At 72.6% G+C, this 11848-nt stretch carries 12 protein-coding genes; 3 read left to right on the plus strand and 9 right to left on the minus strand.

Annotated features, from left to right (window positions below):
- Positions 1–68: 68 nt before the first annotated feature.
- Together AC07RM_RS38210 and AC07RM_RS38215 are read left to right on the plus strand one after the other, a co-directional pair.
- Positions 69–365 (plus strand): hypothetical protein, encoded by a 297-nt coding sequence (locus tag AC07RM_RS38210; protein ID WP_495337782.1) that lies wholly within the window; start codon positions 69–71, stop codon positions 363–365.
- 17 nt (positions 366–382) lie between these two features.
- Entirely contained in the window at positions 383–904 is a 522-nt protein-coding gene (locus AC07RM_RS38215; RefSeq protein WP_495337783.1) for an ATP-binding protein, read from the plus strand.
- A gap of 3 nt (positions 905–907) precedes the next feature.
- Here the strand turns inward: AC07RM_RS38215 and AC07RM_RS38220 are convergent, their stop codons facing one another.
- From AC07RM_RS38220 to pbpC, 6 genes are all read right to left on the minus strand, one after another.
- Positions 908–2902: a putative bifunctional diguanylate cyclase/phosphodiesterase gene (locus tag AC07RM_RS38220; protein WP_495337784.1), complete on the minus strand. Its 1995-nt coding sequence runs from the start codon at positions 2900–2902 to the stop codon at positions 908–910.
- A 127-nt stretch (positions 2903–3029) separates the two neighbouring features.
- Positions 3030–3422 (minus strand): hypothetical protein, encoded by a 393-nt coding sequence (locus AC07RM_RS38225; RefSeq protein WP_093348498.1) that lies wholly within the window; start codon positions 3420–3422, stop codon positions 3030–3032.
- A gap of 195 nt (positions 3423–3617) precedes the next feature.
- The gene (locus tag AC07RM_RS38230; protein WP_495337785.1) at positions 3618–4919 is read right to left on the minus strand and encodes a CynX/NimT family MFS transporter; all 1302 of its coding nucleotides are present in this window, start codon (positions 4917–4919) and stop codon (positions 3618–3620) included.
- The gene (locus tag AC07RM_RS38235) at positions 4916–5632 is read right to left on the minus strand and encodes a FadR/GntR family transcriptional regulator (RefSeq protein WP_208512496.1); all 717 of its coding nucleotides are present in this window, start codon (positions 5630–5632) and stop codon (positions 4916–4918) included. The genes AC07RM_RS38230 and AC07RM_RS38235 overlap by 4 nt, the downstream gene beginning before the upstream one ends.
- A 237-nt stretch (positions 5633–5869) precedes the next feature.
- Complete coding sequence (locus AC07RM_RS38240) at positions 5870–7336, minus strand: TPM domain-containing protein (RefSeq protein ID WP_495337786.1); 1467 nt, start codon at positions 7334–7336, stop codon at positions 5870–5872.
- Positions 7333–9639, minus strand: coding sequence for a penicillin-binding protein 1C (gene pbpC, locus AC07RM_RS38245; protein ID WP_495337787.1), 2307 nt, complete (start codon positions 9637–9639; stop codon positions 7333–7335). Before pbpC ends, AC07RM_RS38240 begins: the two co-directional genes overlap by 4 nt.
- 338 nt (positions 9640–9977) lie before the next feature.
- Here pbpC and AC07RM_RS38250 point away from each other — a divergent pair, with 338 nt between their 5' ends.
- Positions 9978–10193, plus strand: coding sequence for a hypothetical protein (locus AC07RM_RS38250; RefSeq protein WP_093348507.1), 216 nt, complete (start codon positions 9978–9980; stop codon positions 10191–10193).
- Positions 10194–10206: 13 nt separating this feature from the next.
- Here AC07RM_RS38250 and AC07RM_RS38255 read toward each other — a convergent pair whose 3' ends face one another.
- The 3 genes from AC07RM_RS38255 to AC07RM_RS38265 all read right to left on the minus strand — a co-directional run bounded on the left by AC07RM_RS38255 (position 10207) and on the right by AC07RM_RS38265 (position 11690).
- Positions 10207–10833: a LysE family translocator gene (locus tag AC07RM_RS38255; protein ID WP_093348510.1), complete on the minus strand. Its 627-nt coding sequence runs from the start codon at positions 10831–10833 to the stop codon at positions 10207–10209.
- 30 nt (positions 10834–10863) lie between these two features.
- On the minus strand, positions 10864–11265 hold the full coding sequence (locus AC07RM_RS38260) for a GFA family protein (protein WP_093348512.1): 402 nt from the start codon (positions 11263–11265) through the stop codon (positions 10864–10866).
- Positions 11266–11411: 146 nt separating this feature from the next.
- Positions 11412–11690 (minus strand): DUF2277 domain-containing protein, encoded by a 279-nt coding sequence (locus AC07RM_RS38265; RefSeq protein WP_296776490.1) that lies wholly within the window; start codon positions 11688–11690, stop codon positions 11412–11414.
- Between the last annotated feature and the right edge of the window lie 158 nt (positions 11691–11848).

Below are 11848 nucleotides of genomic sequence, written 5' to 3' on the forward strand. Positions count from 1 at the left end.
GCGCGCACTGCATGGCGCGTGGGTGCGTGCGCCGCGCGCGGCCGCAGAAGAAAAGAGGAGAAGCTTTCATGACATTCCACATCCGCTGCCTGGTCGGCGCGCTGGCCGCGGCCAGCCTCGGCGGCTGCATCGTGCTGCCGCCACCCATGGCCTACGGCCCGCCACCGCCGCCGATGACCCCGCGGCTGTCGATGCCCGGGCCGCTGACCGCGCGCCTGATGCCGCTGCCGGCCTGGGACATGTGCGAGGGCGAGCCCGAGGGCGCGCGGCCCGTGCCGCCGGGTCCGCGCGGCGACGCGCTCGCGGGCCGATGCGAGCGCACGCCCTCGGGCGCGCTCGAGTACCGACCCGGCGCGCCGCGCTGAGACCGGCGCGCGCATCCATGCAGACCGGCAACCTCGGCCTCGTCATCGCCAGCGTCATCGGGCTCGGCTTCGCGGGCGTCTTCGGCCTGATGGGCTCGCTGCTGGTCGCGAACCTGCGCGACGGGGCGCGGGCGCGCGAGGCCGCGGCGCGTGCACGCGACGAAGCGTTGCAGCGGCTTGGCCGCAGCGCGGTGCACGACCTGCGCGCGCTGCTCGGCGCGGCGCTGCCGCGCGCCGCTATCGAGCTGCCGCCGCAGGCCGTGCCGGTGCTGGCGGTGGAGAGCGAATTGCGCGAGCTGCTCGCGCAGATCGCCGCGCAGGCGCTGCCGGCCGCGCTGCGCGATGGGCTGCGCGTGCATGCGCGCATCGAGGGCGCGCAGGCGGTGGTGCACTGGCGCGCCGTCGGCGTCGCGCCGATGCGTGCCTGCGAACGCATCGCGGCCGGCCTCGGCGGGCGGCTCTATGCGGCCTCGCATGCGGGCGGCCCGCTGGGGCTTACCTTGCGGCTGCCGCTGCATGGCGGCCCAGTGTCGGGCTGAAGTTCAGCCGGGCAGGCGCTGCGCCCAGGGCAGCACCTTGTCGAGCGGCATCGGCCGCGCCAGGTGATAGCCCTGCATCAGCGGGCAGCCGAGCGCGTTGAGCGCCTCGAGCTCCTCGCCGGTCTCCACGCCCTCGGCCACCACGTCGATGCGCAGCGAATGGCCCAGGCGGATCACCGACTCGACCAGCACGCGGTTGCCCGGCGAGGCGGCCAGGCCGAGGATGAAGCTGCGGTCGATCTTGACCTGGCGCACATACTTGCTGCGCAGCGAGGCCAGCGAGGAATAGCCGACGCCGAAGTCGTCGACCACGATCGCCACGCCCGCGTCGGCCAGCGCATGCAGCCGCGCGCTGGCGGCGAAGGTGTCGAGCGCGATCTCCTCGGTGATCTCGATCTGGATGCGGTGCGGCGCGATGCCGTGGCGCGCGATCTCGCCGAGCACGATGCGGTCGAGCGCGAGCTGCGACATCTCGCGCGGCGAGACGTTCATCGCCACCGGCACGGCCTCGAAGCGCGGGTCGGCCGCGGCCAGTTCCTGCAGCCCGACGCAGACCTCGGCCAGGATGTGGCGCAGCAGCGATTCGGCCAGGCCGGTGCTCGCGGCCGCGCGGATCACGTCCTCGGGCGGGATCCAGCCGTGGCGCGGATGCTGCCAGCGCAGCAGCGCCTCGAGGCTGTGCAGCCGGCGGCCGCCGTCGGCCAGGATCGGCTGGTACCAGACGCCGATGGCGCGCGAGGCCACCGCGCCGGGCAGGTCGCGCTCGACGTCGCGCCGCGTCACCAGGCGCTCGCGCAGCGCTTCGTCGAAGCGGCGGCAGCGGCTGCGGCCCGCGCGCTTGGCCTCGTGCAGCGCCTCGTCGGCCGAGCTCAGCATGTCGGCGATGGACACGCCGCGTTCGACGCAGATGCCCACGCTCGCGCTCAGCTTGCCGCCGTACTGCGCGGTGGCCGAGGCGATCGATTCGATCAGCGCCTGCCCCACCTGGTCGGGCGAGGGGCCGCCGTCTTCCGCGATGAACAGGGCGGCGAACTCGTCGCCGCCCCAGCGCCCCAGGATGGCGTCGCGCCCGGCCAGCTCGCGCTGCAGCCACTGCGCCACGTCCTGCAGCACGCGGTCGCCCATCTTGTGGCCGAAGGCGTCGTTGACGGCCTTGAAGCCGTCGATGCCGAGGATCAGCAGGCCGTGCTCGCGCTCCTTGCCGCCGGCATCGATGCGCAGGCTCGAGGCCTGTGTGAAACCCTCGCGGTTGAGCAGGCCGGTGAGCGCGTCGTGCGCGACGCGGAAGGCGAGCTGGCGCGTCGATTCGAGCGACAGCGTGTGCGACTGGCGCAGGCGCGCGGCCATCGACACGGCCTCGTTCTTGAGCCGGCTGCCCTCGCGGAAGCCGCGCGCGCTCTGCAGCGCCGCGCGCACCAGCGCCGCGAGGTAGACCAGCACCATCGCGGCCAGCGCGAGGTGGTCGAAGCCGCCGGCCCAGACCAGGCAGCCGAACACCGAGAGGAGCGCGGGCGTGATGAAGCTGATCGGCACCGGCGCGTAGGCGATGCCGTAGGTGACCGAGCCGGCGCAGATGCCGCAGACCACGGTCAGGTAGAACAGGGTCTGCGGCGAGGTGTAGCCCTCGCACAGGATCGGGATCAGCGCCCAGACCGAGCCCGACAGCAGCGCGAACAGCCAGGCCAGGCGCAGCTCGTGGTCGACCGCGGGATCGCTGCCGTTGGCGCCGGGCGAGGCCACGAAGGGCCGGCGGCAGACGAAGATGCGCGTGATGTTGACGGCCAGCGAGAGCGTCAGCCAGGCCAGGCCGAGCGCGGTCAGGTCCGAGTGGTGGGCCAGCAGCGCCACCGTGAGGCTCAGCACCAGGTTGACCGGGATCGCGGCGAGCACGCTGCGGCGCACCGCCAGCATCTGCTCGGTGCGCACCATGCGCGACAGCGCGGGGCTGTCGGGCGAGCCAGCGGCTTCTTCTTCCTGCGGGGCGGAGGAGGCGTTCATGAAATGGATCGGCGACGCATCATGCACCGGTCCGCCGCATTGCGCAGCGCGGCACGGCCGCCGTGGGCGGCCTGCGCGGTTCCCCTCGGGGTCACCGCGCGCGGGAGGGTTGCCGCAACGGCACCCTTCAGCGCACCGTCGACATCACGGTCGCGCGGCAGCGCGGCTGGTCGCGCGGCGCGAGCAGGACGCAGTTGTCGAGCGCGCGCTGCTGCATGTCGCTGAGCTTCGGCGGTTCGCGGTAGACCGGCGGGGGCGGCGGCGCGGCATAGCGCTGGCGGCGCTCGTACTCCCAGCGGTCGCGGTCGTCGCGGCTGCGTTCCCAGCGTTCGCGTTCCCAGCGATCGCGGTCGCGCTGGCGATCGAAGCGCAGCCGGTCCATGCAGGAGTGGAAATCCATGCCCGAACGGCCGCTCGCACAGTAGCGGCGGTCGGCTTCATAGACGTCCATGTCGCGCTGGGCCAGCGCGGGGGCGGTCTGGATCAGGCCCAGCAAGGCCAGGGCGGCAAGTTTCTTCATGGTGCGCTCGTCGAAGAGAAGCCGTGAGGCGGGTGGATCGGGGCGGTGCCTGCTCGGGGCCGCAGTCTGACCGTTGGCATGGCACGAAGTTTCTCATGCTCCGGACCCCTCGCTCTTCGGACGCGCGAGCTTCTTGTTGTAGGCGCGCGCGGACTGCGCGCCGCGTCGCGCCTGCGCCACGCCCGGCCAGGACTTCTAGCGCGGAACGGTCACCGCGTTGACGTGCAGGGTGCGGCCTGCGCCCATGCCCGCGATCAACATCGCGACGCCAACCGCGACGAACAGCCACGAGGCGGCGCTAAAGCTGCCGGTCCAGCCGTGCAGCAGCCCGGCCAGCAGCGGACCGAAGGCCGCGATGACGTAGCCCACGCCCTGCGCCATGCCCGACAGGTGCGCGGCCACGTGCGAATCGGGCGAGCGCAGCACGATCATGGTGAGCGCCAGCGCGAAGGTGCCGCCCTGCGCGATGCCCAGCAGCACGGCCCAGACCCATACGCCGCCGAGCGGCGCGAACAGCTGGGCCAGCATGGCGGCCACGGTGAGCAGCGCGAGCGCCACGGCCAGGCCGATCTGGTTGCGCAGCCTGACCGCGAGGGCGGGGATCACGAGGCAGGTCACGACCTGCGTGATGACCGAGACCGAGACCACGTAGCCCGCGGTGTCGCTGGCCAGTCCGCGTTCGCGCAGGATCGGCGCCAGCCAGCCCATGACGATGTAGGCCAGCGCGGACTGCAGCCCCATGAAGCAGGTGACCTGCCAGGCCAGCTTGTCGCGCCACAGGCCGCGCACGGTGAAGCCGGCTTCGCTGGCGATCGGCTTCAGCGGCAGCGCCTGCGGCGCCCACAGCAGCGTGACCAGCGCGGCCGGCAGCGCCCAGACCGCGAGCGCCGCGGTCCAGCCGCCGCCCAGCGCATGTTCGATCGGCACCGTGAGGCCGGCCGCGCTCGCGGCGCCGCCGCACACGGCCATGGTGTAGAGGCCCATCATCAGCGCCGCCTGCCCGGCGAAGTCGCGCTTGACCAGGCCCGACAGCAGCACGTTGGCGACCGCGATGCCGCTGCCGGCGATCGCCGAGGCGACGAACAGCAGCGGCACGTGGCCGGTGCCGCGCAGCAGCGTGCCGACCAGGATCAGCGCCATGCAGCCCAGCAGCGTGCGCTCGGTGCCGAAGCGCCGGCCGAGGCCGGGCGCGAGCGGCGCGAACAGGCCCAGGCACAGCACGGGCAGGGTGGTCAGCAGGCTGGCGGCGGTGGCCGACAGGCCGGTGGAACGGATGATCTCGGGCAGCACCACCGAGAGGCTGGAGAACACCGGCCGCAGGTTGAAGGCGATCAGCACCACGCTGGCGCCCAGCAGGATGCGGCGGCCGCGGCTCGGCGCCGGAGTGGGCGGCGGCGCGGGCTGGCTGTCGACCTCGGCGTCGATCAGCAGCTGGCCGGCATCGGCATCGGCGGGCGCGTTGCGGCGGGTGGCCGTGGGGAGGGTGGTGGCGGTCATGGGCGGGACGGCGCGCGTGGGCCGCCGGTGGGGGTGTCGGTGCCGGCGGCGAGCGTCGCGATCATGGGCGTCATGAAGGCGCGCACGGCGGCGTCGGCGCGCTCGGGGTCGCGGCTGGCGATGGCCTCGACGATCGCGCGGTGGGCCGCGTCGTCGGGCTCGGGCAGCAGCGTGCCCATGGTGCTGGCGATCGTGTCCTTGATGTAGCCGCCGATGAAGCGCACGGTTTCGGCGAGCGCGAGGTTGCCCGCGATGTCGACGATGGCCAGGTGGAAGGCGAGGTCGCGCTCGATGAAGGCCGCGCCGCCGTCGCCGGGCGCGGGCGTGCCGCGGCCATCGAGCAGGGCGTGGAGCTGGCGCAGGTCCTTGGGCGTGTGGCGCAGCGCGGCCAGCCGCGCGGCCTGCACCTCGAGCGCGCAGCGCACCTCGAACTGATCGAGCAGGCTGGCCAGGCGCAGCTTCTGCAGGCTGGCGCCGGGATCGAAGCCCGAGCGCACGTAGGTGCCCGAGCCCTGGCGCACCTCGAGCAGGCCGCGCGAGACCAGCGTCTTGACGGCCTCGCGCACGGTGCCGCGGCTCACGCCGAGCAATTGGGCGAGCTGCGGCTCGATGGGAATGCGCGCGCCGACGGGCCAGCGGCCGGCGGAGATTTCGGCGCGGATGCCGTTGGCGGCGGCTTCGACCAGGGAAGTGCGGGGGGCTTGGGCGAGCATGAGGTGCTAATTCATTGAATCATCGGATGAATTGTGTCGGGGCTTCGGTAGGCCTGCTGGTGGGAGGGGCTTGGCTGAGGCGGGGGCGTTCGGGGGCGTGCGCAGGACACCGGGTACTCCCCTCCGCGAATGTCCCCCGGCCTGCGGCCTCCTCCTTGATTTCGCTGCGGGGAGTACCCGGTGCCCTGCGCACGTGGGCACGATGTCGGAAGCCGATGCGCGCGGCGTGGTGTGTTGCTACCAGCTTCCCGAGGCGCCGCCGCCGCTGCTCGAGCCGCCGGAATCCGACGAGGACGACGACGAGGAATCCGACGACGAGGAGGAACTGCTGCTCCATCCGCTGTCGCCGTAATCGCGGTCGCCCCCGCCACCCCCGCCGCCATCGGCCGGGAAGAAGGCCACGAGCAGCGCCACCACCGTGACGGCCGCGAGCACGATCCAGAACAGCTGCGGATCGAGCTCGTCGTGCGCCATCCCGACGAACAGGCCCACCAGCACGCACACCACGATCCAGCGCGTGACGAAGCTGCGCACGCCCTTGCGCCAGGCCTTGCGCATGCCGGTCACGATCAGCAGGCCGACCAGCACGGCCGCGCCCAGCGCCAGCATGCCGAGCAGGGACCAGCCCACGCGCTCCCAGCCCAGCTGCTGGCCCGCGATCACCACGCCCGCGATCAGCAGCGCGATGCCGGCGACGACGAAGCGCATCGTGCGCCACAGGCCGCAGCCGTAGCCGAGGCCGAAGCCCATCGGCACCGGCATCATCGCGAGCGCGATCGCGAACATCGGCTCGCCGAGCGTGGCGGCCGCGGCGACCGGCGCGACCGCGAGCGCGCCGAAGGTCCAGGGCCAGCGCCGCAGGGTCTTGCCGGGCGCGGCCGCGGCAAGGGCCGAGGCGCTTTCCAGCTCGGCCGCGACGCTGGCCTGCGCGCGGCGTGCGCGCTTCGACGAGCGGCGCGCGCTGCTGCGGGCCTGCCGTGCGCGCCGCCGGGCGAGCCAGTCGGCGTCGGTGCGCAGCTCGGCCGCGCTCTTCTTCTGCCGGCTCTGCCAGAGCCCGACCAGCGCCGACCAGCCGATCACGGCGAAGAAGGCCCAGCCCTCGGGCGTGACATGCGATCCGCGCGGCTCGGGCGCCGTCGATTCGACGGGCTCGCCCGGATCGATCAGCGGCAGCTCCTGGGCCATGGCCATCGGCTCGCCGCGGATCAGCTGCGCGATGCCGTCGACCGCGGCACCCAGGCCGCCGTCGAAATCGCCGGCGCGAAAGCGCGGCGTCATCTCCTGGTCGATGATGCGCGCGGCCTGGATGTCGGTGATGCGGCCCTCGAGGCCGCGGCCGACCTCGATGCGCATGCGCCGGTCGCGGATCGCCACCAGCAGCAGCACGCCGTCGTCCTCGTCCTTGCGCCCGAGCTTCCATTGCGCGAACACGCGCGTGGCGTACTGCTCGATGCTGTCCTCGCCGGTGGTCGGCACGATCAGCACCGCGAGCTGGGCCTGGGTCTCGCGCTCGAGGTCGGCGATGCGCTCGCGCAGCGCCTCGGCCTGCGCGGCGTCGAGCGTCTTGTTCTGGTCGATCACGCGCGACTTCATCGCCGGCACGGGCACGGGCTTGGCCTGCGCGCCGAACACCGCGGCGAACAGCAGCACGAGGCACAGCCAGAGGTGCAGGCCGGGTCGGAAGTTCAGGGTCGTCGCCCTCATCGCTGGGCGCTCTTCGTCACGACGCCCGCGCCGCGCACCTCGAGCCGGCGCTGGTCCACCACCTTGCCGCCGGCATCGACCAGCTCGATCAGGTGGCGGCCCGGCCAGGGCAGCCACTGCGCGCTGTTGCCGCGCGCGAAGTGCTTGCCGTCGATGCGCCACTGCACGCCGCGGCCTTCCGATTCGAAGCGCACGCGCTGGCGCAGCGGCGGGATGTCGGGGTCGAGCGCGATGATCGTGCCGTCGGCCGGTGCCGTGATGCGCGCGACGCTGGCCGAGCCCGCGGCGCCGGGGTCGTTGGCGAGCGCGAACAGCGGCTGCTCGGTGCCCTGCACGAACCATTCGTCGCGCGCGGCCTCGAGCGCGTTGCCGTCGGGACCGGGGCCGAAGTCGATGTGCGTGCGCACCAGGCCCGGCGGCGGCGTGGGCGCGCGGCTCGGCTCGCGCGCGTGCAGGAAGCGCATGACCTCGGCCCAGACCGGCGCCGCGCCGCTGGTGCCGCTCACGTCCCACATCGATGCGCCGCTCGCGTTGCCGACCCACACGCCGACCGTGTAGCGCTGCGACCAGCCCACGGCCCAGTTGTCGCGCATGTCCTTGCTGGTGCCGGTCTTCACCGCGCTCCAGAAGCGGGTCGAGAGGATGCTGTCGAGGCCGAAGGTGCGGGTGCGCGCGTTGGGGTCGGACAGGATGTCGCCGACGATGAAGGCGGCGCGCGGGTCGAGCACCGGGGCCGGGGCGGCCTTTGCGGTGACGGCGGCGGCGGTGGTGGTCTTCTTCGACTTGTCCGGCGCGGCCGGCGCCAGCAAGGTGGTCGTGCCGTAGCGCCCGCCGTTGGCCAGCATGCGGTAGGCATTGGTCAGCGACAGCAGCGTGACCTCGGCGCTGCCGAGCGCGAGGCTGTAGCCGTAGTAGTCGCCGCTCTCGCGCAGCGGCAGGCCCGCCGCGCGCAGCCCGCGCGCGAAGGATTCGGGCGACACCATCACCAGCGTGCGCACGGCCGGCACGTTGAGCGAGGCCGCGAGCGCGGTGCGCGCCGACACCGGGCCCTTGAAGCGCCGATCGTAGTTCTGCGGGATGTAGAGGCCGCTCGCGGTGTTGATCTGCGCCGACGAGTCCTCGATCAGCGAAGCGGCGGTGAGCCGCTGCTCGGCGATCGCCTGGCCGTAGAGCAGCGGCTTGAGCGTCGAGCCCGGCTGGCGCATCGCGGTCACGCCGTCGACCTCGGCCGCCTGGCTCAGCGGCCCCGAGGAACCGACCCAGGCCAGCACCTCGCCGGTGGCGTTGTCGAGCACCACCAGCGCGCCGTCCTCCACGTGCCGGCCGCGCAGCTCGCGCAGGTGGCGCTGCAGGGTGCCGAGCGCGAAGCGCTGCAGCGGCGCGCGCAGCGTGGTGCGCACGCTGCCGTCGCCGGCGTCCTTCGCGGTCGTCTTGGCCTCGCCCGGCTGCGTGTCTTGCTGCCCGGGCTCGCGGCCCTCGCGCGCCTGGCGCAGCGCGCGCCGCGCGGCATGCGGCGCGATGCCCTCGCTGGCATCGAAGGCGCGCCGTTGCACCGCGGCGCTGGTGAACATGTCGAGCGCCTCGCAGTCGGCCTTGCGCTGCGGCTCCATGGCGCGCAGCACCTCGCAGGCGCGCTGCGCCACCAGGGCCGGCCGCGCATTGGGCGCGCGCACCAGCGCGGCGGCCACCGCGGCCTCGCGCGCGTCGAGGCCGCTCGGCGCCTTGCCGAACAGGGTGCGCGAGAGCGCGTCGATGCCCACGATCTCGCCGCGGAACGGCACGCTGTTGAGGTAGGCCTCGAGGATCTGGTCCTTGCGCCACTGGCGTTCGAGCTGCGCCGCGGCCACGGTCTGGCCGAGCTTCTGCGTCAGGCTGCGGCCACCGCCGCCACGCCGCAGGTCTTCGTCGAGCAGGCCCGAGAGCTGCATCGTGATGGTCGAGGCGCCGCGCGTGCGCGTGTTCCAGAGATTGCCCCAGGCCGCGGCCGAGACCGCGCGCCAGTCGACGCCGCTGTGCTCGTAGAAGCGCCGGTCCTCGCTGAGCACCATCGCCGTGCGCAGCGCCGGCGAGATGTCGGCCAGCGCGGTCCACTGGCCGCGTCGCACGCTGGCGTCGGTGCGCACGCGCTGCAGCAGTTCGCCGTTGCGGTCGAGCACCGCGGTGTCGGACGAGCGGAAGTCGCGCTTCACCTCCTCGAAGCCGGGCACGGCCCATGCGGCCTGCGTCGTCAGCATCAGCGCGGCGAGCGCCAGCATGAGGCGCGGGAACGCGGGAGGAGGAAACAAGGCGGTGGGCGTCGGCATCAGGGCAGGGGTGCGCGCGGGGAATGCGCCGGGCTGGGAAGCGGCCGCCATTCTCGGCCATGCGCGTCGGGCTGCCGTCCTGCCGAAAGATGTAGACGGAAGTTCGAACCGGTGCCGCGCGGCATGCGCCTACTCGCGGACGCGGGACGCACCGCCACGCGGGGGCCGGGCGCGTCGCTCACAGTCGGCAGCAGCTGCCACATCCGGTCACACAACTTCACCGCGGCGCAGCCATCGCGACACCGGGGCCCGACCTGCATGGCCTTCAATGCGCTACCGCTGCGGTGCCCAGAGGCCAGCCGCCGCGGTGTTCCACAACCATTCCAAGGAGAACCCTCATGAAGAACAACAGACTCGCCACCCTGGCCGTCGTGCTGTCGGCCTCGGCCGTGCTGGCCGGCTGCGTGGTCGCCCCCGGCTACGACCGCCCGCCGCCGCCGCGCCATGGCGACCGTGACCGCGATGGCGTGCCGAACCGCTACGACCGCGATCGCGACGGCGATGGCGTGCCCAATCGCTACGACAGCCGTCCGGGCGATCCGCGCCGCAACTGATGGAGGGGCCGGCTCAGGCCGGCCGGCGCGCCATCAGCGCCCACAGGCCCGCCGCGCTCAGTAGCGCACCGCCACCGAGGTTGAAGCGGCGCTGCGCGCGCGGCGACGACAGCAGGCGCCGTGCCGAGCCCGCGAACACCGCGTAGAGCGTGGCGTTGAGCGTGGCCATCGCGACGAAGGTCAGCGCCAGCACCCACATCTGCGGCGCGACCTCTGCCTTCTGGCTGATGAACTGCGGCAGGAAGGCCACGAAGAACACGATGCCCTTGGGGTTGAGCGCCGTCACCAGGTAGGTGTTGGCGAACAGCCGCCAGCGCGAGGCGGGCGCTTCCGGCGTCGCGATCTCGGCGCTCGACACGCCCGCGCGCAGCAGCTTGATGCCCAGGTACAGCAGGTACAGCCCGCCCACCCACTTCACCGCGTTGAACCAGAAGGCCGAGGCCGCGAGCAGCGTGCCCAGGCCCAGCAGCGACACCACCAGCGCGGTCGAGTCGCCGAGCGCCACCGCGGCCACCAGCGGCACGTTGGCGCGGCGGCCATGCGACATCGAGTAGCTGATCACGGTGAGGATGGTCGGGCCGGGAATGATCAGCAGCACGGCCGAGGCGGCCACGAAAGCGAGCCAGAGTTCGAAGGGCATGAGGGTGTCTCCTGGGGTTGTGTTTGTCTGTCAGGGATCGATCGCCGTGCGCGCCACGTGCCAGGTGCCGCGGTGGCCATCGACGTAGCGCAGCGGCGAGTTGACCAGGTCGTCGAGGTCGACGTCGTCGAGGCAGGTCACGTTCACGCCATAGGCATGGGCGCCGGTCTCGGGCGAATGGCCCACGCCGAAGGAGCGCACGCCGCAGAGCTTGCAGACGATGTAGTGGCTGTTGCGGCTGTCGAGCATCTGGTCGCTGAGTTCGGATTCGCCCTCGAGCAGGCGAAAGGCCTCGGGTTCGACGATGGCCGGCCAGAAGCGCGTGCGGGTGCAGATCGCGCAGTTGCAGCGCAGCGTGCCCAGGCTCAGGTCGATGTCGGCTTCGAAGCGCACGGCGCCACAGTGGCAGCCTCCGATATAGGTCTTTCTCATTCGGTCGATGTCCGCGTCTTCTTGAATGTGTTTCGGCTTGCAAGGCACGATACCAAAGGCCTTTTGGCCCTGCGCCGCGGCAGGCGCAAAAACCGTGCGCGGCGAAGGCCGAACGCGGCGGGCTCAGGCGCGAATGCCGGCTGCGGTCACGAAAGCTGCGTGCCGAAGCGCGCCGCCGAGCGGGCCTTGGCGCGCTCGGCCTCCACTTCGCGGTCGCGCGGCCCGGCTGTGGTCACCAGCGATTCGAGCAGCCGCGCCGCGCTGGCGCTGACTTCCTCGACGGCGCGTTCGAACGCGGCCTCGTTGGCGCGCGAGGGCACGTTGAAGCCGCTGAGCTTGCGCACGAACTGCAGTGCCGCGGCGCGGATCTCCTGCTCGGTGGCGGGCGGCTCGAAGTTGTAGAGGGTCTTGATGCTCCTGCACATGGTGTCGTGTCTCCGGGCTCTTGTCGGGTACGGTCAGTTTGCCAGCGGACTTGGTCGAATTGAAGATGCTCTTCCTGGTTGGGCCGTTGGCCGGGTCTCGCCCCGGCGGGCGAGTCACTTTCTTTTGCTTCGCCAAAAGAAAGTAACCAAAGAAAAGG

Source organism: Variovorax sp. GW821-FHT09B05 (genome assembly GCF_059418265.1).